Annotated in this window: 24 protein-coding genes; 4 read left to right on the forward strand and 20 right to left on the reverse strand. The window is 41.0% G+C overall.

Going from position 1 to position 23731, the window contains the following annotated elements; translation table 11 throughout:
* Positions 1–61 precede the first annotated feature (61 nt).
* The 9 genes from chbG to CFS04_RS11210 all read right to left on the reverse strand — a co-directional run bounded on the left by chbG (position 62) and on the right by CFS04_RS11210 (position 9076).
* Positions 62–799: a chitin disaccharide deacetylase gene (gene chbG, locus CFS04_RS11170; protein ID WP_088810768.1), complete on the reverse strand. Its 738-nt coding sequence runs from the start codon at positions 797–799 to the stop codon at positions 62–64.
* Positions 800–817: 18 nt separating this feature from the next.
* Positions 818–1678 (reverse strand): 4-(cytidine 5'-diphospho)-2-C-methyl-D-erythritol kinase, encoded by an 861-nt coding sequence (gene ispE / locus CFS04_RS11175; protein WP_088810769.1) that lies wholly within the window; start codon positions 1676–1678, stop codon positions 818–820.
* A 602-nt stretch (positions 1679–2280) separates the two neighbouring features.
* Positions 2281–2538, reverse strand: coding sequence for a biofilm formation stimulator Veg (veg, locus tag CFS04_RS11180; RefSeq protein WP_088810770.1), 258 nt, complete (start codon positions 2536–2538; stop codon positions 2281–2283).
* Between the two features lie 117 nt (positions 2539–2655).
* Entirely contained in the window at positions 2656–3543 is an 888-nt protein-coding gene (gene rsmA / locus CFS04_RS11185; RefSeq protein WP_088810771.1) for a 16S rRNA (adenine(1518)-N(6)/adenine(1519)-N(6))-dimethyltransferase RsmA, read from the reverse strand.
* The gene (gene rnmV / locus CFS04_RS11190; protein WP_088810772.1) at positions 3536–4108 is read right to left on the reverse strand and encodes a ribonuclease M5; all 573 of its coding nucleotides are present in this window, start codon (positions 4106–4108) and stop codon (positions 3536–3538) included. Before rnmV ends, rsmA begins: the two co-directional genes overlap by 8 nt.
* Positions 4109–4202: 94 nt before the next feature.
* Positions 4203–5423: a G5 and 3D domain-containing protein gene (locus tag CFS04_RS11195; protein WP_088810773.1), complete on the reverse strand. Its 1221-nt coding sequence runs from the start codon at positions 5421–5423 to the stop codon at positions 4203–4205.
* 291 nt (positions 5424–5714) lie between these two features.
* Positions 5715–6485 (reverse strand): TatD family hydrolase, encoded by a 771-nt coding sequence (locus CFS04_RS11200; protein WP_088810774.1) that lies wholly within the window; start codon positions 6483–6485, stop codon positions 5715–5717.
* Positions 6486–6556: 71 nt separating this feature from the next.
* On the reverse strand, positions 6557–8170 hold the full coding sequence (locus tag CFS04_RS11205; protein WP_088810775.1) for an ABC transporter permease: 1614 nt from the start codon (positions 8168–8170) through the stop codon (positions 6557–6559).
* Between the two features lie 24 nt (positions 8171–8194).
* Entirely contained in the window at positions 8195–9076 is an 882-nt protein-coding gene (locus tag CFS04_RS11210; RefSeq protein ID WP_088810776.1) for an ABC transporter ATP-binding protein, read from the reverse strand.
* A gap of 299 nt (positions 9077–9375) precedes the next feature.
* Between CFS04_RS11210 and CFS04_RS11215 the strand changes: the two genes are divergently transcribed.
* Positions 9376–9975, forward strand: coding sequence for a TetR/AcrR family transcriptional regulator (locus CFS04_RS11215; protein ID WP_088810777.1), 600 nt, complete (start codon positions 9376–9378; stop codon positions 9973–9975).
* A 44-nt stretch (positions 9976–10019) separates the two neighbouring features.
* Here the strand turns inward: CFS04_RS11215 and metG are convergent, their stop codons facing one another.
* The 4 genes from metG to CFS04_RS11235 form a co-directional block, all read right to left on the reverse strand.
* Positions 10020–12014, reverse strand: coding sequence for a methionine--tRNA ligase (gene metG / locus CFS04_RS11220; protein WP_088810778.1), 1995 nt, complete (start codon positions 12012–12014; stop codon positions 10020–10022).
* Between the two features lie 63 nt (positions 12015–12077).
* Positions 12078–12935: a GRP family sugar transporter gene (locus CFS04_RS11225; RefSeq protein ID WP_088810779.1), complete on the reverse strand. Its 858-nt coding sequence runs from the start codon at positions 12933–12935 to the stop codon at positions 12078–12080.
* A 135-nt stretch (positions 12936–13070) separates the two neighbouring features.
* The gene (locus CFS04_RS11230) at positions 13071–15044 is read right to left on the reverse strand and encodes a M56 family metallopeptidase (protein WP_088810780.1); all 1974 of its coding nucleotides are present in this window, start codon (positions 15042–15044) and stop codon (positions 13071–13073) included.
* 5 nt (positions 15045–15049) lie between these two features.
* On the reverse strand, positions 15050–15415 hold the full coding sequence (locus CFS04_RS11235) for a BlaI/MecI/CopY family transcriptional regulator (protein ID WP_088810781.1): 366 nt from the start codon (positions 15413–15415) through the stop codon (positions 15050–15052).
* A gap of 158 nt (positions 15416–15573) precedes the next feature.
* Here CFS04_RS11235 and CFS04_RS11240 point away from each other — a divergent pair, with 158 nt between their 5' ends.
* Positions 15574–15852 carry an AbrB/MazE/SpoVT family DNA-binding domain-containing protein gene (locus CFS04_RS11240; RefSeq protein ID WP_088810782.1) on the forward strand — a complete coding sequence of 93 codons (279 nt, stop codon included), beginning with the start codon at positions 15574–15576 and terminating at the stop codon, positions 15850–15852.
* Between the two features lie 35 nt (positions 15853–15887).
* Here the strand turns inward: CFS04_RS11240 and CFS04_RS11245 are convergent, their stop codons facing one another.
* The 4 genes from CFS04_RS11245 to CFS04_RS11260 form a co-directional block, all read right to left on the reverse strand.
* A complete protein-coding gene (locus CFS04_RS11245; RefSeq protein WP_088810783.1) occupies positions 15888–16271 on the reverse strand; it encodes a DUF956 family protein in 384 nt (127 codons plus the stop codon).
* 98 nt (positions 16272–16369) lie between these two features.
* Positions 16370–17281, reverse strand: a complete 912-nt coding sequence (locus CFS04_RS11250; RefSeq protein WP_088810784.1) for a PTS system mannose/fructose/sorbose family transporter subunit IID — start codon at positions 17279–17281, stop codon at positions 16370–16372.
* Between the two features lie 24 nt (positions 17282–17305).
* Positions 17306–18112, reverse strand: coding sequence for a PTS mannose/fructose/sorbose transporter subunit IIC (locus CFS04_RS11255; protein WP_088810785.1), 807 nt, complete (start codon positions 18110–18112; stop codon positions 17306–17308).
* A 30-nt stretch (positions 18113–18142) separates the two neighbouring features.
* A complete protein-coding gene (locus tag CFS04_RS11260; protein WP_088810786.1) occupies positions 18143–19123 on the reverse strand; it encodes a mannose/fructose/sorbose PTS transporter subunit IIA in 981 nt (326 codons plus the stop codon).
* Positions 19124–19636: 513 nt separating this feature from the next.
* Here CFS04_RS11260 and CFS04_RS11265 point away from each other — a divergent pair.
* Both CFS04_RS11265 and CFS04_RS11270 read left to right on the forward strand, forming a co-directional pair.
* The gene (locus CFS04_RS11265) at positions 19637–20917 is read left to right on the forward strand and encodes a helix-turn-helix domain-containing protein (protein ID WP_088810787.1); all 1281 of its coding nucleotides are present in this window, start codon (positions 19637–19639) and stop codon (positions 20915–20917) included.
* Positions 20918–20927: 10 nt separating this feature from the next.
* Positions 20928–21734 (forward strand): hypothetical protein, encoded by an 807-nt coding sequence (locus CFS04_RS11270; protein ID WP_088810788.1) that lies wholly within the window; start codon positions 20928–20930, stop codon positions 21732–21734.
* A 98-nt stretch (positions 21735–21832) separates the two neighbouring features.
* Here the strand turns inward: CFS04_RS11270 and rsmI are convergent, their stop codons facing one another.
* Genes rsmI through CFS04_RS11285 form a run of 3 tightly spaced genes read right to left on the reverse strand, consistent with a single transcriptional unit; the run spans position 21833 to position 23712 of the window.
* Positions 21833–22717, reverse strand: coding sequence for a 16S rRNA (cytidine(1402)-2'-O)-methyltransferase (gene rsmI, locus CFS04_RS11275; RefSeq protein ID WP_088810789.1), 885 nt, complete (start codon positions 22715–22717; stop codon positions 21833–21835).
* Positions 22695–22979, reverse strand: a complete 285-nt coding sequence (locus CFS04_RS11280) for a GIY-YIG nuclease family protein (protein ID WP_088810790.1) — start codon at positions 22977–22979, stop codon at positions 22695–22697. Before CFS04_RS11280 ends, rsmI begins: the two co-directional genes overlap by 23 nt.
* Positions 22963–23712 (reverse strand): tRNA1(Val) (adenine(37)-N6)-methyltransferase, encoded by a 750-nt coding sequence (locus CFS04_RS11285; protein WP_088810791.1) that lies wholly within the window; start codon positions 23710–23712, stop codon positions 22963–22965. Before CFS04_RS11285 ends, CFS04_RS11280 begins: the two co-directional genes overlap by 17 nt.
* Positions 23713–23731: the final 19 nt, after the last annotated feature.

Here is a 23731-nt window from a genome sequence, read left to right on the forward strand (position 1 = left end):
TTTGTACGTATTTTTCTTTATTATAAAAGACTTCGCAATTCTTGACAACTTAAAAGAGCTATTACAAATCCCTAAAACTAGCTAGCGTAACATTCTCTTGCGCTAAATAATTTTGCAGTTCTTTTGATGTAAGTAGCGTCACTTCTTTCATGCGAATGTCCGAATACGATGATAGTCCTAATAATTCCTCATCCATAAACGCTGGGTGCGTCATGATTTCAACGACTTGGTCGGTATGTTTGTAAGCTTCAACAATTTTGCGAATGGTGGTCATGGTGACTCCTTCGCCGTAGAAATCATTTAAAAATAGGTCTGGAGTTTTCAATCGTTTGTAGTCCACGTCTGGCAGGCTTCTACGCACGCTAACCCCATATTTTTCTGCCAAACGATGCTCTACTTCGTAAATATGCGGTTCAAGCAGGTGATGCACGTCAAAGTGCGTGAACGGGATGCCCGCCGCCTTGATTTTTTCGATTTGCGCCGTGAATTCGCGTTCCACTTCTTCTAGGCTAAAATCCGGTGCGTTTTGTGTCAGCTCACCGATGTTCCGATAAAACTTGCCCTCATAATTTACGAGCGTCTTCAAATCCTTCAAAACCGGACTTCCGAACGTAAGCGCAAGATGTACCCCGATATCAAGCCCCGGGTTTTCCTTCGCCATTTGAACTGCAAGATCAAACGCGTGGCCGTTTGCAAGCATTGTTGTCGAACGCACAACACCGTTCTTATAGGCGTCTAACGTGCCGTACACAGCCCCTTTTGTCATTCCGAAATCATCAGCATTAAAAATGAGTTTCATCGTTATCCTCCTCTATATTTATTCGTCATATGACCATGGTCTAACCATGTATACTTCATCGCAAAAGCCTCTTAATCCGTTGTACACTCGTTTCGCGCGTGAATGCTGCTTCACAATCGCAAACACTGTTGGTCCGCTACCGCTCATCATTGCTGCATCAGCACCGAATTCAAGCATTTTTTCTTTCAATTGCTTCACTTGACTATTTTTTTCTAACGTGACACTTTCTAGCACATTTCCCATGGCCGCACAAATGCCATCTAAATCGCTCGTCGCAATCGCCGCGAGCATTTTTTTCGTATCGGGATGCGCCACTTCCTGCACCCGTAGTTCCTTGTAAACAGACGGGGTTGAAACGCCAATATTCGGTTTTGCCAAAATAATCCAGCACCCGGGCATGCGCTTAAGCCGCTCAATTAGCTCACCGCGCCCTGTGGCAAGCGCTGTCCCGCCGTAAAGACAAAACGCAATGTCCGAGCCAATCTCGGCACTTAAATCGGCTAATTTTTCTAAAGAAAGCCCTAAGTTCCAAAGTTTGTTTAACCCTTTCAAGGTAGCTGCCGCATCTGTGCTCCCCCCTGCTAGTCCTGCAGAAACTGGGATCTGCTTATCGAGAGTAATTCTAACTCCCTGTTCCACTTGATACCTATCTTTTAAAAGCTGTACCGCTTGATACACTAAGTTACGCTTGTCGTCAGGAATAAAGTGCGCTTTTACGTCTAATTCAATTCGGTCCTCGGAAAGAAGTTCTAGCTGCAAACTGTCCGATAAATCAATCGTCGTCATAACCATTTCCACTTCGTGATAACCATCTTCGCGTTTATATAGGGCATCGAGTGATAAATTGATTTTCGCTGGCGCCTTTATCGTTATTTTCATTTTTTCGGCCTCCGTACATCCTTCTAAAATCTCTCCGTTTATTTTATCATATGCGCGGAAAAATATGTAGTTTGAATTGTGAGATGGCTGTGCGATTGGGTGAATTGAGGAGAGGGTGAAGGAAATGAGGAGGGTTTATGCTTGGGGTTAGGGGCTATGGAAGCTAATTTGATTATTAAGGGGGCTTTTTGGCTCGGATGACTATGTTCATACTTGGACTCTATGGAAGCAAGGTGCGCTTCCTTAGAGAGCTTTTCGGCTCGAACTCGGAGCTTCGCTCCAAGTTCATACTTGGACTCTAAGGAAGCAAACTACGCTTCCTAAGAGAGCTTTTCGGCTCGAACTCGGAGCTTCGCTCCAAGTTCATACTTGGACTCTAAGGAAGCAAACTACGCTTCCTAAGAGAGTTTTTTGGCTCGAACTCGGAGCTTTGCTCCAAGTTCATACTTGGACTCTAAGGAAGCAAACTACGCTTCCTAAGAGAGTTTTTTGGCTCGAACTCGGAGCTTCGCTCCAAGTTCATACTTGGACTCTAAGGAAGCAAACTACGCTTCCTAAGAGTCCAAGCAAAAAGCCGAACCACTGGTTCGGCTTGCTCTTCATTATAATGCGACTTCTGTCTTGTCGTCTGTGAACTCAAGTTCGACTGCGTCTGTTAGAATGTCTGTGTAGCTGTAGGACACTCTTTCAAAGTTGTTTTCATCTTGATTTAGTTCAACAATGAAAACGGATGGATAGGTTTCTGCTAAAACACCGCAACGTTCAATCGTTTTTTTACGGCCTCCGTTTGCTTTCAATGTTAAAGCTTTACCTAGTCTCTCGTCTAGGCTTTTTTTAATGCTTGCAATGGTTTTTGGCATTATTTTCCACCTCACTAAATAAAATTATAGCATAAAGCAAGAGGAAAATCAATAACAGAATATTTTATCAATGAAATGGTACAATGTCAACAACAATATATCTTTTCTTATAAAAAATTAATCATTTTTTATGAAAAGTTGTAATTCATTACTTATTTTAGCAAATTCAGCAATGCTGAATGTTTCTCCGCGTCTTGATAAATCGATATTTATTTCCGAAAATCGCGCTTCTAATTCAGCTTTTCGTTCCTTTAATTTTGGAAATTTGGACGCTAAATTATTCCAAAGCGTTTTACGTCTTTGAGCAAAAGCCGCGCGAGTCACTTCAAAAAAGAAAATTTCATCGTTCACTTCAGCAGCCGGCTTTTCGCGCTTCACCAAATGAATAACTGCTGAATCCACATTCGGTTGCGGCATGAAGACCGTTTTCGGCACAATGAAGGCCAGTTCCGCTTCCATGTAAAACTGAATTGCAATCGATAAACTGCCGTAGCTTTTTGTTCCTGGATTCGCGCTAATGCGTTCCGCGACCTCTTTTTGTAGCATGAACGTCATTGATTTGGCAGGAACTTTTTCATGCAAAAGCTGCAATATAATTGGCGTGGTCACATAATACGGGAGATTCGCAACAATTCTGAGTGGCGCATCTGGATTTTCAAACTGCTCACGCATTACGTTAAGCACATCCGCTTTTAAAATATCAGAGTGAACAATTTTAATATTTTCATACGGCGAAAGCGTATCCGCAAGAATAGGTAGTAGCCTTTGGTCAATTTCAAAAGCAACTACTTGTTTCGCAGAACGCGCCAAATGTTCCGTCAGAGCCCCAATGCCCGGGCCAATTTCGATGACATTTGTTTCACTCGTAACATCAGCCGTCCCAACAATTCGCCGCAAAATATTCGGGTCAATCAAGAAATTTTGCCCGAGACTTTTCTTGAACAAAAAACCGTATTTTTTTAAAATTTCAGTCGTCCGAATAGGCGTTGCAATATCTTTACTCATTCTTTTCCTCCTGTAAAACGGCTTCTAGTGCTTCATCGAATTCCAGTTCTGTGATGCCGAACATTTTTAGACGCACCTCAAGTTGTTTGCCGTTCGTATAACCAATTCGCAAAATGTCCCCTAATTTCGTGCGACGCTGTTTCGCACCGGCGCCAAATAAGAGCCCTGAGGCGATAATTTTTTCGCGTGGCACTAGCGTTTCAGCCGCAATTTCCGCACGCGAGTGATAGCTTAAAAGCGCGTTTTGAATAACTTCAACACTGGCGTGCTCCACGCCAAGTCCCCGGCCATATTTCGGCAGTGCATCCTTGCGCGCAATAAACGCGTGTTTGCATCCCGGAACATACGCCTCAATGGTTTTTCTAATTTTTTCTCCCGGAAAATCAGGATCTGTAAAAATAATGACACCGCGTTTTTCTTTGGCGTGTTTAATCTCCTCTAAGATGCTTTGATTAATTGCTGAACCGCCTGTTTCAATGGTGTCGGCAATGACTGCCCGACCAAGCGCCGACGTGTCGTCCCGGCCTTCCACAACGATAATTTCTTGAATAATTGGTTTCTCCATTTTTAACGTCCTTTTTCAAATCAATAAAGTTATCATACCACAGCCCACAAAAAAAGCGAAGCCTATTTCGCTAGGCTTCGCTCGATATACTTAATTATAAAACACGTACAGTAACAGTTCTGCGTCCCCAGTTTACACAAGAGCCATGGTCTGGGAAATAAACGTCAACGATATTCCCTTTAATTGCTCCACCTGTGTCCCCAGCAATCGCAACGCCGTATCCTTCAACCCAAACTTTTGAGCCTAGTGGAATGACGCTTGGATCAACCGCAACAACTTTTAAGCCCGGGTTCGCACTTAAATTAATACCTGTCGCAGTTCTTCCGCCACCTGTATAAGCTGTTGATTGCATTGTGAAAGTTTTACCGCCACTTGGAGCAGACGCCTGAGAAGAACGATTCACGTTCGACGCTTTCGACTTGCTTGAATGACTTACAGAAACCGTTTGGACGGCTTTTGTTCCACGTGCAACAACTTGATTTTCACTTTTTGTAACAACTGATTCACTGATGCGTTTACGTGCTTTTTCTTTACCATTTTCTAAAACAACTTCATATTTTACTTTTTTAGAGCCTTGTTTACCGGCAGAAACAACCTTTGTTTCACCTTTTTCAAGACTAGCATCGTTTTGATATACTGTATCAAAATTAATTTTTTCGGTCTTTTCTTCTGCCTTTTTATCTACGTATGTAACCAAAATTGCCATATTTTCTTTTAAAGCTGTATGTTTAGCTGGCGAAACGCGGTCATCTTTTTGAAGCTTAATGTTCTTCTCTTCTAAAAGGTCACCAACATTTGCTTTTGTGGACCAAACTTGTTCTTTTTGAGCACCATTTTGTAATACCAAATTAATCGCACGGTCGATTTTTATGTTTAAACCGTCTTTCAATTTCGTATCAAGTGCCACATTAACAACATCATGAGGACGAGTTGTGATATTTTCATCCTTAAGCAACTCTTCTACAGTCGCCTTTGTACTCCACACTTTTGTTTCATTACCGTTATCAGTAATATTCACTTGATTAGCGTTAGAAAACTTAATTTCCATGCCATCTTTAATTTTTGTATTTTTAGATGGTGACACTTCGTCGTGTGCACCTAATTTAATTCCTGATTCATCTAAAGCTTCACCAACTGTAGCTGCATGTGTCTTTGCTTCAATTTTTTCACCTGCATTTAAAATGGTGATATCGTTTTTTGTTCCTTCGAAAACGAAATAAAAAACCAGTGCTACTACAATAACAAATCCTGCAATCAAAATAGGTAATTTCCATTTTGATGGTTGGTCTACGTTACTGCTGTTTTCCATGGTCATATATTTCTCCCCTTTCTACTCGCTAGTGATTATATACAAGGGAGGAAAGAACTGTCAATTTTACCAATTCTTTGTTCACATTTTCTCAATATATCATCAAAAACATTGATATAAAGCCACTTGAAAATGTTCATTTTGACAAAATTAGACTTTATGTCAATTAGATGTCAAAAAACTACGACTCAAGACTTAGGCATAAAATCAGGGGGTTTGGACTAATCCATCCCCCTTGTATCCAACAAACTTAAGAATGCATTACAGACAGCCGCTTTTATTACAGGAATGTAACAATTAAAAGTCTATTCGAAATAGCTTTTGGGCGTTATTCGTTGTTGCCGTAGCAATGTCTTCATATTTCATTTCTTTCAATTCGGCGATTTTTTCGGCAACTAACTTGACGTAAGCGGGTTCATTTCTTTTGCCTCGATTGGGGTGTGGAGCGAGATAAGGCGCATCAGTTTCGATTAAAATCCGATCAATTGGTATAGCTTCCGCCGCAATTTTTGGCAACTTCGCATTTTTAAAAGTGACTGTCCCACCGAAAGAAATATAAAAATTCATCGCAAGGCACGCCTCCATGACCTCCACCGTTTCACCGAAGCAATGCATAATGCCGCCGACTTCTTCTGCTTTTTCTTCTTTTAAAATTTGGATAATGTCATCCGTTGCTTCGCGGTTATGAATGACGATGGGCATCTTGACTTCCCTCGCCAACCGAATTTGTTTGCGAAAAACCTCAAATTGAACTTCCTTCGGCGACGTGTCCCAATGATAATCAAGCCCCATTTCGCCTAGCGCCACCATCTTAGGATGCTTCGTAAGTTCCCGCAGCCAATCTAAATCCGCATCTGTGAAATCAATTGCATCTGTAGGGTGCCACCCTAAAATCAAATAAATAAACTCATATTTATCCGCCAGTTCAAGCGCGCGTTCAATTGTTTTGCGATTAAAACCGACAACCGCCATCTTCGTAACATCATTTTCCTTCGCACGTTTAATCACTTCTTCTAAATCATCATTAAACGCGTCATCATTTAAATGTACATGCGTATCAAAAAGCATTTTTACTCCTCCAAAATTCATCTTTCTTCTATTATAATATAAAAAAAGAAGGTGAGCTAGCTCACCTTCTTTTAGGCACCTTCAATTAAATCGCGTTTCTTATAGCCGAAGTAGCCAAGGATAATTAACGCGCAACCGATGATTGTTATGGTCACAAACGTTGGGGCGTCGAAACTTTCCATAGGCATTTGTGGGATAAAACTTTGAATCGCCGTCTTTAAAAACCAGTCTGGCAAGTCTAAAATTCCGCTGAAATAGTTGAGCGCAAATGAATAGCCAAGGTAAACATAGACCAGTTTGCCAAGTTTAGGCGCAAAGCCGAATACAAATGCAGCAAGACCGATGAAAAATAGTACGGCAGGCAAGAAATTAAAGCCGCTTGCTAAAAAGTCACCCATATCCATTGTTGAATTATTTTTCATCACAGAAATGGCTGTACCCCCTAGGCTGCTAACGGCGAGTAAAATTCCGGCTACCGCCGACAAGATGGCCAGCGAAACCGATGTCCAGTACAATTTACTGCGGGTTACCTTCGTCGAATAAAGTTGACTTAAGCGAAGCCGGCTTTCTTCCACAAAAAGTTTATTAATAATCGCAATCGGCAGAATCGCAACGAGGCTCACTAACACCATCATAATCGTTGCCGTGAAAGATTCTTCAATCGAAACGCCCGTTTGCGTAAACATTTGTTTCAACACGTCGTTACTTTCAAGGAACGACTGCATATCGCCGTAAATCGAGCCGTACGCTGCGCCCATAACAGCAAATGCAATCAGCCAGCCGATAATCACGCCTTTATTAATTTTGAAAAACAATCCTGGTACAGAAAGCAAAGATTTTTTCGCCGTAGCGCGTCCTTCCCGCTCTGGCAAATAACCTGCACCCATATCGCGCTTTTGTTCAAGCGCAAACGCGATGACAATCATCACCACACTGAAAATCAAAGCATATAAAAGCGGCAAAACATTATTTTCGGTAAAAGGGTAGGTTAAGTATGTCCACCCCATTGGATTTAGCATGGACAAATCGACATTGGCGACATCCGTTCCAGCACGCAAAATATACAACAGACCTACAATTCCGAGCGAAGCGCCTGTCGCGCTTGATGAATTCGGCATAATTTGCGCCATCACCAAGGCGATAACTGCCCCGATTAAGCCAGCCGCAGCAATTGATGCCCCAAATAGCATCGAACCGCCCAGCGTAATACTTGTTGCGCCAAAACTTGCCATCATGATGGCGATAAACGCGCCTAGTAGGACATTGATTACCATCGTTTCCAGAATGACCGCAAGCGAATTGGATTGACGACCAACTTGGAACGAGCGCACAAGTTCAGTTAAACCTAAATCTTCTTCTTTTCTCGTGTGCCCAACAACGTGCAGCGCCGAAACGATCATTGCAAATAAGCCACAGAAAAGGAGCATTTCATTCGAGTACATCGCACCAAGCGTATAATCGGCCGCACTGGAAACAGGTGTTGGTCCGACCATCGAGATCATCGCCGGATTTTGCATCGTTTCATACATACCAATTAAGCCTGATCCTTTTGCGATTTCTTCAAACGCTGGAACGTAAGCCCCAGAAAAAGCGCCTAGACCTACTACCCAAAATATAATTTTCTTATAATCGCGTTTGGCATATTGTAGAAATAAAATATGCCAGCGAGCAAATTTTTCTTTCATTAGATTCCCCTCCAGTCCCATCGCCTAACCTTCATAGTGACGCATGAATAGATCTTCAAGCGTAGGAGGTACGGATTCAAATTTTTTGACACCGAGCTTAGAAGCCGCTAATAAAATCGTATTAATATGTTGGTTGTCGGCAGAAAATGTGGCTTTATTTTCGTGTTGCGCAAAATCATGTACGCCTTCCACATTCGCAAGTTCGCCTGCGTCGCCTTCTGTTACAACCGTAATCGTTGAACGCGTTAAATGACGTAATTCATCAAGCGTACCAGTTTCCACAATATTCCCTTGCCGAATAATTACGACTTTATCAGCTAAACGTTCTACCTCGCTCAAAATATGAGAGGAAAGCAGAATCGCTTTTCCTGCATGCTTAATTTTTTCCACTTCATCTTGGAAAACCGACTCCATGAGCGGATCCAGTCCAGAAGTTGGCTCATCAAAAATATACAAATCGGACTCAACCGAAAGCGCAGCAATCAAGCCAACTTTTTGACGATTTCCCTTCGAATAGCTCTTCGCTTTTTTCTTAGGGTCAAGTTCAAAACGTTTGATTAAATGATCACGTTTCGCTTTATCGCCGCCGCCGTGAAGTTTCATAAACAAATCAATAATCTCTCCGCCCGTCAAGCTGCCCCAAAGCGCTACATCGCCTGGTACGTATGAAATACGCTTATGAATTTCAAGACTATCCTTCCAAACATCTAAATCAAAAACGGTAACATCACCTGCATCCCGTTTAATGATTCCAAGTATTGTGCGAATTGTTGTCGACTTCCCAGCACCATTTGGTCCGATAAAACCAACGACCTCACCAGCGCCAACAGTAAATGTAACATCTTCTAACGCTTGGAATTTTCCGAATTTTTTTTGCAATCCTCGCACTTTCATAATTTCAGTCATAACACTAGACTCCTTTTTTGACGCGTTTTATTAATGTTCTCATTCCCTTTTAAACTAGAGTTTAAAACTTTTTAATTAAGAACTATAAATTATAATATCGTTCTTAACTAAAGATATTTAACTTCATTTAAAACTAAATAAGATTTATGAGTCCTATAATAGACCCATTTCATGGATAAGTCAATAATTTTATGAACTATTTTTTTATTGAAGTTTCTACAAGGTTTATATATAATAGAAGAGAAAATAATTATGAACTTTAAAATAGACTTTAGACTTTTGAGAAAGTAGGGATTATCATGAATGGTTTCGAAAAACGCACGGAAGAAAAGAAAAAAAGCGTTTTGGAAGCGGCTTTCAAATTAATGAATACAGAAGCTGGCGTTAAAAACTTAACTGTCGATGACATCGTAAAATCAGCAAACGTCGGCAAAACGACCATTTTTAAATATTTTGGTAGCAAGGAAAATATCATCCACGAGGTGTTCTATAAGTTTTTAAACGAAATGGGCGAATCGGCAAAGGCGATTATGGCGGAGAATAAACCATTCGAAGAAACCATCATTGCAATGAGTCAAAATAAAATCCGTTTTTTAGACAAAGTAAATAAGCAATTTTATTTGGATTTAATGGTGTATTTCACTGAAAAAGAGGACGACGGCATGACGCGCATTATGGAGGAGTACACGAAGCAAAGTTTTAATATGATGCTGGATTTATTTCACCGTGGGCGGAAAGAGGGAAAAGTGGACTTGAAATATTCAGATGAGTTCTTAATTCTTTATTTTCAGGCACTCGTCGAAGGCATTTCGAGCCCAGCAATTTATGAGCGTATTTTGCCTTATACGGAGGAATGGACGGAGCTTCTTGTGAAAGGGATTGCGCCGCCGAATAAATGATAAAAAAAACCCCGAGTTCAGTTTGAACTCGGGGGTTTTACTGTTTACTTCACTTTCGCGCCGTTTGGTAGGCCGCTTGGGGCTTCAATGACGCTTAGTTTGCCGCCTGACTCGCCGGATAAGATCATGCCTTCGCTCATTAGGCCGCGGAGTTTAACTGGCTTAAGGTTGGCTACGACAATGACTTTTTTACCGATTAAGTCTTCTGGTGCATAAAACTGGGCAATGCCGGATAGTACTTGGCGGAGTTCGCCTTCGCCTAAATCAAGCTTAAAGCACAACAATTTGTCGGCTTTTTTTACTTTTTCCACTTGTTTCACTTCAGCCACGCGTAAATCGAGTTTGTCGAAGTCTTCGATGCCGATTTCTGGGGTTTCAAACGGTGTGATTTCGGCTTCTCTTTCTTCAGCGGCGGTGACTGGTTGCGTCGCTTTCATTTGTTCTTGGATATATGTTACTTCTTCCGCTGCATCTAGGCGTGGGAAGATTGGCGTGCCTTTTGCGACTACTTTTGTGCCGGCTGGAATGTGGCCAAAGCCAACAAGTGAGTCGAAATCCTGGTTTTTGTCTAAGCCGAGTTGTTCTAAGATGGATTCAGGCGCTTTTGTTAAAAATGGTTTTAATAATACGGCAATGATGCGCAAGCTTTCCGCAAGATGCACCATGACGCTGCCTAGTTCCGCCCGTTTTGATTCGTCTTTCGCTAAAACCCAAGGCGCGGTTTCATCGATATATTTATTCGTTCGTGACACATAAGACCAAAGTTCGCGCAGCGCAACTGAAAACTGCATGTGGTCCATGTTTGCCTCATATTCTTTGACGACCGCGTCCTTGAATGCAAGAAGCGGTTCATCAAACTCGGTAATTTTCCCAGAATAGCTAGGAATTTCGCCATCAAAATATTTGTTAATCATAGCAATCGTGCGGTTTAAAAGGTTCCCCAAGTCGTTCGCGAGGTCGTAATTGATGCGGTCGACAAAATCTTCCGGGGTGAATAAACCGTCTGAGCCGAACGGGACTTCACGGAGCAAATAATAGCGCACGGCATCTAGTCCGTAGCGGTCAATGAGCATATATGGATCCACGACATTTCCTTTTGATTTGGACATTTTGCCGTCTTTCATCAAAATCCAGCCATGCCCGAAAATCATTTTTGGAAGCGGTAAATCGAGCGCCATCAAAATGATTGGCCAGTAAATTGTATGGAAACGCACGATTTCTTTTCCGACAATATGTACGTCAGCTGGCCAGTATTTCTGGAATTTCGCGTCATCATTCGAGCCGTACCCGAGTGCCGTAATATAATTGGAAAGCGCGTCAATCCAAACGTATACCACGTGTTTCGGATTCCCTGGTACTTTAATTCCCCAATCGAACGTCGTGCGAGAAACAGCTAAGTCTTCAAGGCCTGGTTCGATAAAATTTTTAAGCATTTCATTTTTACGTGATTCTGGCAAAATGAATTCAGGATGCGAATTGTAGTAGTCCACTAAACGGTCCGCGTATTTGCTCATGCGGAAGAAATAGGATTCTTCTTTAACGAGCTCCACTTCATTCCCGCTTGGGGCTTTTCCGCCAATGACTTTTCCGTTTTCATCACGGTAAACTTCTTCAAGCTGGGTTTCTGTGAAATATTCTTCATCAGATACGGAATACCAACCTTCATATTCGCCTAAATAGATGTCGCCTTGATCTACTAATTTTTGGAAGATTTTCTCCACGCCCATTTTGTGGCGCGATTCAGTGGTGCGAATAAAATCCGTATTGGTAATTTCTAGTTTTTCCCACAGCCCTTTAAAACCGCTGGCGATTTCATCCACATAGGCTTGTTCTGAAATCCCTTGTTCTTCGGCTTTCGCTTGGATTTTTTGCCCGTGTTCGTCTGTGCCTGTTAAGTAAAAAACGTCAAATCCTTTTAAGCGTTTATAACGCGCCATCGCATCTCCTGCAACGGTTGTGTACGCATGCCCGATGTGCGCTTTTCCACTTGGATAATAAATGGGCGTTGTAATATAAAATGTATTTTTTTCTTTCGGCAACCCTTTCCCCTCCTAAAATTCTAAACGATTCCGTTATATTATAGCACATTCAGATGCAGATTTTTAGATACCTTTTGTGACACCAATTAGAACGCCGCCGATTACAACGAGTATTACGCCGACAATGACGAACGCCATTTCTTTTTTCGTTTTCTTTTCTCCTAAAAGTAAAATGCCGCCTAGTGTCGAGATTACGACGCCAAGTTGTGATAGAGAGAATCCAGTTGCGACGCCAACAAGCCCGTTTGCATAGAGCATTGCGAGATTTCCGCCCGCCCAAATCATGCCCGGAATCATAATAAGCCACGTCCGCTTCGTGAAGCGCTTTTCTTTCCCATTGTATGTCATCACAAAAGCAGACACCACCATACCAGCAGCCTGCGGTAAAATTGCATCAAAACCATTAATATGGAACCCTTGAATGATAACCACATAACCGATGTAGCCAAGCGATGAAATTGTTAGAAGCATTAAACCGCGACTAACCGATTTATCCGCGTCCGTTTGATGCTCGGCATAAGAAGTCAGATAAATTCCGCCAACAATTAGAACGAGCGCCGAAAAACCTAGAACGAGACGTAGCGTCGTGTCCCACTCATGAAATAAAAGTACGCCGCAAAGCGTTGTACCTACAAGTTGCATGCCTGTTGAGATCGGCATCGCCTTTGAAACACCGATAACTTTAAAAGACTGCAACTGAAACATTTGACCAACAGACCATAAACACCCTGTAAAAAAACTTACGACAAGCGTTTGAGCGGTGTAGTCAGGTTGTCTGAATACAAATACAATTAACGCAAAGACGAACGCACCGAGTGTGACTCCCATTGTTTGTTGGCGTGCTGTTCCCCCGACCTTCGTAATGACAAGCGGCATAATCCCCCATAAAACCGCTGGAATTAATGCAATCAAAATGTTCAAACTTTTGCTCCCCCTTTTAACCCGAATTTTGTACTTCTTCTTATTATAACGGATACTTATTTCGAATGATAGCACGCAACAAAAAAACCAGAGATTCTTCTCGGAAGAATTTCTGGTTTCTGTCCTATTTAACGATTAGTCATCGTCGCCGTCTACGGTCTCTTGATCAAAGTTATAAATTTTAGAGTCTGCCGCACCAACTGTTACATCATATTCCATGTTTCCTTTAACAATTTCAAATTCATATTCTTTACGGCCATTCTCGTAGTCTACCTCACTCGTGATTACACGCCCGCCGCCCGTTCTGCCGAGCGCGATTTGTTGGGCTTTAGAAAGAGAAATTTCTGCCGTTTGGCTTGGCGTTCCATTTGACTTCGTTTGCGCCTGACTGCCACTGCCTGAAGTGCGGATAGTTTCTTTTTCGAACTTGTAAACTTTCGAATCAGCTGCACCGATTTCAACTTCATATTCCGTGTTGCCATTAACAATTTTAAAATCGTACTCTTTACGTCCATCATCGTAATCCGTATAAGCGTTAACTACTCGGCCACCGCCCGTTTTAGCAAGCGCGATTTGTTGGGCTTGTGCAAGCGAAATGCCAGTTGTTCCTGATGTAGATTTATTTGTCGTATTGTTTTCTGAACCTGTTTTGGGACTTGCTTGTCCAGACGTGTTAACCGTTTCTTTTTCATACTTGTAAATTTTAGAATCAAGCGCGCCAACTTCAACATCATGTTTGACATTGCCATTTAAAATCTCAATTTCATAAACTTTTTTATTGTTTTCATCAGCTACTTTAGAAGATGTAACTTTGCCGCCACCAGCTTTCTTGAGGGCAATTTGTTCAGCCTCTGCTGCTGTAATTTCTTTTTTATTTGTTGAAGTCGTTCCAGAATTGATTTGTTTTTCTTCATAACTATAAATGCGTGAATCGGCTGCACCGATGTCTATACTATATTTCGTATTTCCTTTAACAATTTCAATTTCATAAACTTTTCTACCATTTTCAGTATCAAGGTTATACTTCACGACTTTACCGCCGCCAGTTTCCTTAAGCGCAATTTTTTTAGCTTGACTCGCCGTAATATCCGCGGCTGCTTCCGCATGTGAATCACTTCCGTTTAACCAAATGCTTCCTGAAACTGCAATTCCACTAATGGTAAGAACCGATACTAATAGTGCTACTCCTACTTTTTTCTTACTCGTATCCATAATCGTTGTTAGTCTTTTTTTCATTGTTTTTTTTCCTCCATAAAAGTTCGTTGATAGTTTAGTATTCAGTGTTTTTCCTCTTCCAATGACGCCAATAATCGTTTCACCATATTCTATTCTGCCGGAGCGATCAAGCCCGCGGACTACTTTTTCATCACACGATTCTTCGCAATCATTTTGAAGTGCTTTCGCCATAAAATAAATCACCGGATTAAACCAATAAATCGCATTTATCATAAGCATCGCGTATCTCACCCAAAGATCTTTTCGTTTAAAATGGACGAGCTCATGTCGGAAAATAAAAGCGAGTTCATCTTCCGAAATTGTTTTATTTGGTATTAAAATCGTTGGGCGCAGCAAATGAATGAACATGGGACTAATTTCCATTTTGCACGTATAAACTGCGACTTTTTTATGTAACAGATTCAAACGTTCTTTTTCTTGTTCTAAAACAGTAAGTATTGCTGCATCTCTTACGGGACTGCTCCATCTTTTAACCAATCTGGAAAATTTAATGTGGCTCCAGAGTGTGTAGGCTAGAAATAGCAGCGCACCAGTTAACCAGATAACAAATAAAATCATTGAAATATCCAGTACGCTATTTCGTTCCGCATCGCTTTGAACTACAACCGTATTATCCGCGGAAGTTTCTGATTCTAACACAGAAGCTTCTTGAGCAGTTTCAATACGTTCAAGCGGCGGATTATTATTCGTCAGTGAAAAATCGAATGTTGGTCGAAAAGGGATGAGAAGTCCTATTAAAATGATTATCCAAATAACATAACGCCACTTTGCTGCATATTTTTTTGCGAAAAAATAATTAAAGGCAATAAAAGCGAGAATTATAAGGGACATGGCAAGTGAAATCTCAAAAAGCTGTGATAAAAATTTTTCCATGCTGTTTATCCTTCCTTGTTTAGCCAGTCTTTTAATTCATTAATATCATCATGTGTCAAATCTTTTCCATCATATAATGTATTAACTAACTGTGTGATAGAGTTATTGTAGTGTTTCTTCATAAAATTTTTCGTTTCGACTTGCAAATATTCTTCTTCCGAAACGATCGGCGAAAAGCGACGTTCACGCCCATTTTTGCTGCTTTCTAAAAACTCCTTTTCCACTAAACGCGTTAATAAAGTTAACACGGTTTGTGGCTTCCAGTCCTTGTCGTCGGCTAGTTCAGCGATGATTTCGTTCGTTGAAACCGCCCCTGCTAGTTTCCATACAGCTTGCATAACTTCAAATTCAGAATCTGGCAATTTTTTCATGTGTGCACCTCTTTCTACAATTGTCGTTTTTCTTTATAATACATTTGTCGTTTTGGAAAGTCAAGTATTTTTATTCAAATTGCCCCACTAGGTATACTTTTACTTAAAGAGGGGTAAAGTCTAGAAGAATATTTGGAATAAAAGGAAGGTGTAATCCAATGAAGTCCACTGGAATTGTTCGAAAAATTGATGATTTAGGGCGTGTTGTTATTCCAATTGAAATTAGGCGCACACTTAATATAAATGTCCATGATCCGATGGAGATTTTTATTGATGATAATGCCATCATTTTCAAAAAGTATATTGCTGGACTTGAATGCGATGTAACGGGGACGATTTCTTCGGAGAATAAGCATTTTTTGGACGGCAAGCTAACGTTAAGTAAAGACGGGGCGAATCAATTGATTGCAGAAATTAAACGTCAGTTTGATACATGAAAAAGGAGCTTGGGTATCCAAGCTCCTTTTTCAAATTACTTTTTCTTAAACTTACGAAATATGTTTTTAGAAGCACTTTTTACAACATCAAAGAAGCTGATAGAGGGCGTCATATTGGCCGGATCGACGTATACGCGTATTGCTCGTAAGGCGTCTTTTGGCTTTTTAGAAGAAAAAGTGTACGTGCCATTTTGCTTCGTTTTAATAGCATAGCGGGGAATCCACTTCCCTTTTAGCATAACTGAAACAATGACTTGGTCGACTTCTTCCCACGGAATTTGAATAAACTTGCGCACGTCTCTTGAATTAAAAAATTCAAAACCCTTATCGCCTATCATGATTTTTCCGTAATCCGTGAGCCCCGTAAAAGCAGTAGCATCTATTGTTAAATCTACCTTCGTATTTATCGACTGAACCAAATATATCCGCTCCATTTCTTTTTACTTTGACATTCATTATACCAAAAAATTAAGCAGAAAGTGGTTGGCGGGAACCAACCACTTTAACTGTTTCCTTTTTAGAAGAGTCCGATAACGTGTCCAACTACACCTACTACGAATAAGCCAAGAATGATAATAATTGGACTGATTTTTTTCTTAAGCAACCACATACATAAGAATGTAAGTGCTAAGGCAGCAAGTCCTGGAATTAAACTATCTAAGTTATTTTGTAACGTCGTAACTTTTATTTCAGAAAGTGCTAAGCCGGCATTTTGTTGTTCAAGAGCTGTTTTAATCCCTTGAGCGCCTGCTGGCAAGTGGTTCCAATCAATATAAGCTCCTTCATCAAGTTTAACTTTAGAGATGATTGGCGCGAACTGAATGTTTACCCACCTTTGTACCAGGGCGGCGAGCACGAACATACCGAGTATCGAAGCACCTTTTGTAATGTCTTGAAGAAGTCCACCAGAAAGGTCATCAGTAATTTTAGAACCTGCTTTGTAAGCAAACTCTTGTGTGTACCACATGAAGCCCCAACGAATAATATTCCAAGCAACGAAAAAGATAATTGGGCCAAGAATGTTTCCGCTAAGAGCAAGAGAAGCACCTAAAGCGCCTAACATTGGACGTAGTGTGAACCAGAATACCGGATCCCCAACGCCAGCAAGCGGTCCCATCATACCAACTTTTACCCCTTGAATTGCAACATCATCAACTTCTGCTCCGTTTGCGCGTTCTTCTTCTAGCGCAAGCGTTACACCGAGAATTGGTGAGGCAATGTAGGGGTGCGTGTTAAAGAATTCCAAGTGACGTTTCATCGCTTCAGAACGGTCATCTTTAGATTTATATAATTTTTTAATCGCTGGAAGCATTGAGAATACCCAGCCACCATTTTGCATACGTTCATAGTTCCAAGAACCTTGAATAAACGTAGAGCGCCATGCTACTTTCAGGCGGTCTCGTTTCGTTAATTCAACTTTTTCTGCCATTTTTATTCTCCTCCTTTTTTAGGCTTAATAGTCGTTTAATATATCCCCGAGCGGATCACTTGAGTTACCTTTTCCACCGCCGTTAGAGTTTCCACCGCTCATTTTAGAAAGTTGTAAGTAAATAAGCGCTAATGCAACACCTAATGCACCTAGTGCGATTAATGTTAACTCGGAAATTGCTGCTACAACAAAACCAATAACGAAGAAAGGCCATACTTCTTTTGTCGCCATCATGTTGATTACAAGTGCATAACCAACGGCTACTACCATTCCCCCACCGATTGCCATACCATCTGTTAACCATGCTGGCATTGATTCTAGGAAATTTTGTACAGTGGCTGCTGGGATAAATAATAGCGCCGCTGCTGGAATTGCGATACGTAAACCTTGCATACAGATTGCTGAAATGTGTAACCATTCAACTTCTCGCATATGCCCTTTTTCAGCTGCTCTATCCATCATATGAACGATTGGAACGGCTAAAGTACGAACGATCATTGTTAAGAAAAGACCTGCTACTGCAAGTGGAATTGCAATTGCGATTGCGGACGGAATACCTGCTACACCTTGTCCACCTAAAACTAAAATAATTGCTGATGCTACTGACGCCAGTGCCGCATCCGGTGCAACCGCTGCTCCGATATTTGCCCATCCAAGTGCGATCATTTGAAGCGTACCACCGAGGATGATACAGGCAGTTAAGTTCCCTGTTACTAAACCAATTAATGTACATGCTACTAAAGGTTGATGGAATTGAAATTCATCCAGAATCCCTTCAATACCCGCTATAAATGCAACGATTATTACTAAAATCATTGATATAATAGTCATAATGTACCTCCTATTTTTGAATTTATTCGCTTACCCTTTTAATTCTGCTTTTGCTTTTTTGATGATGTCCTCCATGTTCGCGCTAGAATCGTTTGGAACTTTACGAACATCGAATTTAATACCTTTTTCTTTTAGCTTATCGAAAGCTGCCACATCTTCTGGTCCCATTGAAAGTACTTTGCTTACTACCACTTTGCCGACAGAATGTGCCATAGAGCCAACATTTACTTCCTTAATGTCTACGCCACCTTCAACAGCTCTTAACACATCTTCTGGATTTTCAAATAATAAAAGTGCTTTTGTATTCCCAAAACGTGTATCTTTTGAGATTTCAATCATTTTGTCAACTGGAATAACATTTGCTTTAACGCCTGGTGGTGCTGCTTGTTCAATTAACTTCTTACGCAAATCATCTTTCGAAACAGCATCCGATACAACAATGATGCGATTCGGTTGCGTTGATTTTGTCCAAGCTGTTGCCACTTGTCCGTGTAACAAACGAGAGTCAACACGTGCTAAAACAAATTTTATTTTCCCATCTCCAACAACAGTTCCCGGTGCCATCGGGCCTGCTGCTTGTTCCGCTGCTACAGGTGCAGCTTCTGCTGGTTCTAGTTCTTCCGGTTTCACTCGAATTCCTTCTTTGCCGCTCCCAATAATATGCGCCGCAATTTCTTGCGCAGATTCCATAGTGAAGCGTGATGCAAAGGCTTCGATGAGCATTGGTAAGTTAAGACCGGCTACAATTGCCCACGAATCAGCATGCGCTTCAAACAAGTTGTTCGCTTGATTAAACGGAGTGCCTCCCCAAAGATCAACTAAAATCAATACTTGATCTTGGTTATCAAACGTTGCAATCGCAGCTTCCATCTTTGCTCTTACATCGTCAGGGCCTTCATTTGGCATCAGCGTAATCGCTTGAACATTTTCTTGCTCTCCAAAAATCATCGTACCAGATTGCAAGACGCCAGAAGCAAACTCTCCATGGGTTGCAAGGATAATTCCTACCATTCTTTTACCTCCTAAGTGAAATATTTTGTTTAAAATAGACAGTCAAATGTCTAGGCAGATTTAATGTGTGATTCCGTTTTTGTCTATCTTAAAAATCTAAATGCACTCCCTTTTTAACGAAGAGCATCCATTTAATGTATTGCAAGTTTCGTGCCAAATATAGTGTATCAAAGCGGATGGCATTGTATACCGCTCATCCGTCGAATTTTAAAAATTAAATTTCTCGAAGTGTATTATAGATTAATACGCTATTTCCTGATAAATATTAGTGTATTATTTAACGAAAACCAGCCCTAACCTTGCATTTATATTTGAAAAAATTCTGCTTTTGCAGCAGAATCTCGTCATATTTTGTCTTAATTAGTTAATTGTTACAATACAAAATTTAAAGAAATACGCTTCATAGCTTCTATCAAGAAATATTTTTGTATTGCTTTCAGCAACTATATTTGTGTTTTTTAATATGTTAAAGTATACATATCGCTAGCAAATGACTCAACAAGGAGGAGGACAATGCTCAAAGAAAGAATTAATTTTTTACTCGACAAAAAAGGGATGTCACGAAAAGAACTTGTAAGCGGACTAATCACTTTACCCCATTTTTCAAATATTTTAAAAGGGCGTTATATCCTCGCTGAAGATTTAGCATCTAAATTCGCTGAAAAACTTGAGGTACCCGCAGATTATCTGCTTAAAGCCGAAGATATATCTAACCATATATTGCAAGGCGCAAATGATATCGTAAACCAGATGATTGTTTTCATTGATATTGATGAAACATATGTCACCACACTTCCGAACTGTTCCAACCCACTTGTGATTGAATTAACTTCTAAACTTATGGCAGCTTGTTATTATCAATCAATCGGGGATAACAAAAATTATGCTTTTTTACATAAAAACTATTTAAACTTTTATTTAAAAGAGTTTTCGGACGACGATATCAAAGACCTTCCAAGCCCGTTAAAAAAAGCTTTTTACTTTTATAAAATCCAAGTTTTTAGGTCGAAAAATGATTTTGAACTCGCCTATAGCTATTGTAAGTTACTGCTCCCACTTCTTACGGAAGATGTCGAGCCTTGGCTTGCCGTAAAAAAAATAGAAGTTGAAATTCTGCTTACACTGAGAAAATTTGAGGTGGCAAAGAAGAGTTTAGATGAGGCAATGCAAAAAATTCAACTAAAGAACTTAAATTATCATCTCCCAAGCTTTTATGTTTTACAAAGCAACTATTATTTTTATTTAGGTTTTTCCGAGGAAGCATTGATTAGTCTATCGAAAGCCGAAGAAAATGTAGCTCATTTGGATTTAACAATAAAAGGAACTTATCTCATTACCATTTTTAACAATCGCATCGTCATGCTTATTAAAACAGGAAAGTTGGTTGAGGCTGAGTCAGAAAGCGAACGTTTTAATACGTTTTTACAACACTCTTCAGAAGTCGAAGAAACATTTTTTACATTAATAAAAATCTACAGGGCCGATATCGCCTTATTAGGAAAACAATTCGATAGGCTTGCTATACTGATTGAAGAACTCGAAAAACTTCCTAAAAATAGCGACCAAGGTTATGCATTGCGATTTTACAAAGCGATGCTTGCTATTTCAAACGGTGACTATCAACTCGCGGAAGAAGAAGCAGAATCCTGCATAATGTATTTTGAAGAGAACCCGATTATCGAGCGACTAGTCCCGCTATATGAAACCCTTGGCATTTGCGCCGAGAAAAAAAGGCAATATAAAAAGTCTTCAGATATGTATAAAAAAATTGTCTATTTACTAAAAGAAGGTTAGGAGAATAAAAATGAAAAAATTATCTCGTTTATTATCAACACTTGGATCTCTGTCAATTGTCGGAACAATGATTTATATATTCTTTTTGAGTAACGATGACTTAAGTGTCACCGTTGAAAGTTCTCTATTCAAAATTGGAATTTACGGCGGTATTGCATTAATCGTTTGTTCCACACTACTTTCCCTTTTCGGACTCAAAAGCGCAAAGGTGAAAAACGGGGAAGCCGCATTAGGCATCATTCGCAACTTCACCCAAACAGGAACTTACGTGAACGAACAGCCACAAGTCGAAATCCAATTAGATGTCGTCAAACGCTCTGGCGAAAATTTCCAAGGACAGGTGACAACCATTGTTCCCCTGACACAATTAGCAGCCTTACAAATTGGCGCTCCAATCCAAGTTGTAACAAATGATGCGCGAAAAGTCGGACTCCCTAAAAATGGCGACCCAACGCTTTCACAAGATGAAACACAACATTTATTTGAAGAATTCGGGATAAAACAAGGATTCATGGATGCGGAAGCCGTTAAAATTGGTAGAGAGGGTGTCAAAAGTTATGCTACAGTAACTGGAATGCGACCTCTAAACAGCATGTCTGACGCCAAAGTAACCGTTTCTCTAGACCTGGAAGTAGCGCTAAAAGATCACACAACAAAGCTCGTTACTGTTGAAAAAACGGTGTTTAATGAAGCACTCGACCAAATCCAACCGGGAAGGGTCATTGAAGTCATTTATCTGGAAAATAATGTTGAAAAACTTGTGATTCAAACAAAAAGTTCGGCAGAAAAAACGTTTCACGCCATACTCAATGAATGATAAACACAAAACAAATCCCCAGCAAATCAAGAGTTGCTGGGGATTTTTACGTTGCTGCTTGACAGCAAGTTTTCTAATCTCTTTTGAAATTGTCCATATCAATCACTCTTTTGATCCAGCTCATGATACGCCCCATAAACTTCACGTTTTGGGAGTTCGCGTTCTTTCATGACTATTTTAATTGCTTCTTTTGAGGATAGATCATTTTGTGCCATCACACTTTCAACGTGCGCTTTAATGGTTAGGTTGGTCCACCAGGCGGCGGTTGTTGACGTGGGATTTTCGTTTCCTTCGATAATTAGACAAAATTCGCCACGGACGTTCTCGTTTTCAGCCCAAGTGAGTGCTTCCGAAATTGTGCCGCGGAGAAATTCTTCGTAGCGTTTCGTGAGTTCGCGACAGAGCGTGATTTTGCGCGATTCACCCGTGATTTTCGCCATCGCTTTGAGCGTTTCTTTGAGGCGATGTGGGGATTCGTATAAAATCCATGTTTCGCGGCGTTCGGATAGTTCAAGGAGTGCTTCTTTTCGCTCTTTATTTTGTCGCGGCAGGAAACCATAGAAATAAAACGGCTGCGGGGCAAGGCCTGACGCGATGAGTGCGGTTAAAGCGGCGTTTGCTCCGGGGAGTGGAATGACTGTCAAATTTTCGGCAAGGCACGCCGCAACAAGTTCGTGGCCGGGATCGGAAATGGACGGCATTCCGGCGTCACTTACGAGCGCGATTTTCATGCCGCCTGCAATTTGTTTGACCAGTTCATTTTGGCGACCAAGCTCACTGTATTGATGGTAGCTCACCATTTTTGTGTGGATATCAAAATGGTTAAGCAGTTTAATCGTGTTTCGCGTATCCTCCGCAGCAATTAAATCGGCGTCACTAAGCATGCGAATCGCACGGAAAGTCATATCCTCCAAGTTGCCAATTGGTGTCGGGACCAAATAAAGCGCGCCGGCCTCTCGTTCAAAACTCTTCTGTGATTTCACCCGTTTCCCCCTCCTTCAAATAAATTTCCTTCTGCTTCCGCGACAACTTTTTAAACGCAGCTTCCGCTTTGGTGGCCTCGCTTCTGGTTAAAAATTTCTCCGTGTGAATAACCTTGACGGGACGCCTCGTTTTGGTGTATTTACAGCGAATGCCGGCATTATGTTCGGCTTCGCGGCGCAAAACATCAGTCGTATAGCCGCCGTAGAATGTGTCGTCGTTACATTTTAATACGTAAAAAAAATGTTCACTTGCCTTCGCCATATAGAATCTCCTTTAAAAGTGGGGTGTAGTCGCCGTTTTGTTCGTGCACAAAAATGGGTGGCAAGTAGCGCACGCCTGATTTCGCATCCTTTATCCCTTCAACAAGAACCATATTGGCGTCGCGGTCTAGGTGGGGGTGAACAAATTGCACGCGCTTTGGTTCCAAGCGATATTTGCGCATAAAATCCATGATGTCAACGAGGCGGTCAGGACGGTGAACAAAGCTTGCTTTGCCGCCTTGTCTGAGAAGCTCTGCGCTCACTCGGACGGTGTCTTCAAGGGTACACATGACTTCATGGCGCGCAATTTTATAGTGCTCATTGGCGTTCACCTTGCTAGATGGGGGCGTGTTGAAATACGGCGGATTGCATGTCACAATTTGATGTTTTTCCTTACCAAGCGTTTTTGTGACCTCACGAAGATCCGCTTCTAAAATGGTAATTTGGGCAGCTAATTGGTTGTATGAAACACTTCGGCGCGCCATGTCGGCTAGTCGTGGTTGAATCTCAACAGCCGTGATGGGAACTTCCGTGTGCTTGCTAAGAAGGAGAGGAATAATGCCATTTCCGCTGCAAAGGTCCACGATATCGCCTTTTTTTCGGGGAATGTATGTAAAATGGGCTAGCAAAACGGCGTCAAGAGAAAACGAAAAGACAGATGGACTCTGAATAATCCGCATTTCTTCTGCAAGTAAATAATCAAGTCGTTCGTCATCTCTTAACAATCGTTTCATCTCCTTAGAAAAGGCCTCT

This window comes from Listeria sp. ILCC796 (genome assembly GCF_900186175.1).
Lineage (GTDB): Bacteria > Bacillota > Bacilli > Lactobacillales > Listeriaceae > Listeria > Listeria goaensis.

What these genes read in the sequence shown, in the direction of transcription:
- chbG (WP_088810768.1), bottom strand. Translation starts at nt 799, where the DNA reads ATGAAACTCATTTTTAATGCTGATGATTTCGGAATGACAAAAGGGGCT.
- ispE (WP_088810769.1), bottom strand. Translation starts at nt 1,678, where the DNA reads ATGAAAATAACGATAAAGGCGCCAGCGAAAATCAATTTATCACTCGAT.
- veg (WP_088810770.1), bottom strand. Translation starts at nt 2,538, where the DNA reads ATGCCAAAAACCATTGCAAGCATTAAAAAAAGCCTAGACGAGAGACTA.
- rsmA (WP_088810771.1), bottom strand. Translation starts at nt 3,543, where the DNA reads ATGAGTAAAGATATTGCAACGCCTATTCGGACGACTGAAATTTTAAAA.
- rnmV (WP_088810772.1), bottom strand. Translation starts at nt 4,108, where the DNA reads ATGGAGAAACCAATTATTCAAGAAATTATCGTTGTGGAAGGCCGGGAC.
- CFS04_RS11195 (WP_088810773.1), bottom strand. Translation starts at nt 5,423, where the DNA reads ATGACCATGGAAAACAGCAGTAACGTAGACCAACCATCAAAATGGAAA.
- CFS04_RS11200 (WP_088810774.1), bottom strand. Translation starts at nt 6,485, where the DNA reads ATGCTTTTTGATACGCATGTACATTTAAATGATGACGCGTTTAATGAT.
- CFS04_RS11205 (WP_088810775.1), bottom strand. Translation starts at nt 8,170, where the DNA reads ATGAAAGAAAAATTTGCTCGCTGGCATATTTTATTTCTACAATATGCC.
- CFS04_RS11210 (WP_088810776.1), bottom strand. Translation starts at nt 9,076, where the DNA reads ATGACTGAAATTATGAAAGTGCGAGGATTGCAAAAAAAATTCGGAAAA.
- CFS04_RS11215 (WP_088810777.1), top strand. Translation starts at nt 9,376, where the DNA reads ATGAATGGTTTCGAAAAACGCACGGAAGAAAAGAAAAAAAGCGTTTTG.
- CFS04_RS11230 (WP_088810780.1), bottom strand. Translation starts at nt 15,044, where the DNA reads ATGGAAAAATTTTTATCACAGCTTTTTGAGATTTCACTTGCCATGTCC.
- CFS04_RS11235 (WP_088810781.1), bottom strand. Translation starts at nt 15,415, where the DNA reads ATGAAAAAATTGCCAGATTCTGAATTTGAAGTTATGCAAGCTGTATGG.
- CFS04_RS11240 (WP_088810782.1), top strand. Translation starts at nt 15,574, where the DNA reads ATGAAGTCCACTGGAATTGTTCGAAAAATTGATGATTTAGGGCGTGTT.
- CFS04_RS11250 (WP_088810784.1), bottom strand. Translation starts at nt 17,281, where the DNA reads ATGGCAGAAAAAGTTGAATTAACGAAACGAGACCGCCTGAAAGTAGCA.
- CFS04_RS11255 (WP_088810785.1), bottom strand. Translation starts at nt 18,112, where the DNA reads ATGACTATTATATCAATGATTTTAGTAATAATCGTTGCATTTATAGCG.
- CFS04_RS11260 (WP_088810786.1), bottom strand. Translation starts at nt 19,123, where the DNA reads ATGGTAGGAATTATCCTTGCAACCCATGGAGAGTTTGCTTCTGGCGTC.
- CFS04_RS11265 (WP_088810787.1), top strand. Translation starts at nt 19,637, where the DNA reads ATGCTCAAAGAAAGAATTAATTTTTTACTCGACAAAAAAGGGATGTCA.
- CFS04_RS11270 (WP_088810788.1), top strand. Translation starts at nt 20,928, where the DNA reads ATGAAAAAATTATCTCGTTTATTATCAACACTTGGATCTCTGTCAATT.
- CFS04_RS11280 (WP_088810790.1), bottom strand. Translation starts at nt 22,979, where the DNA reads ATGGCGAAGGCAAGTGAACATTTTTTTTACGTATTAAAATGTAACGAC.
- CFS04_RS11285 (WP_088810791.1), bottom strand. Translation starts at nt 23,712, where the DNA reads ATGAAACGATTGTTAAGAGATGACGAACGACTTGATTATTTACTTGCA.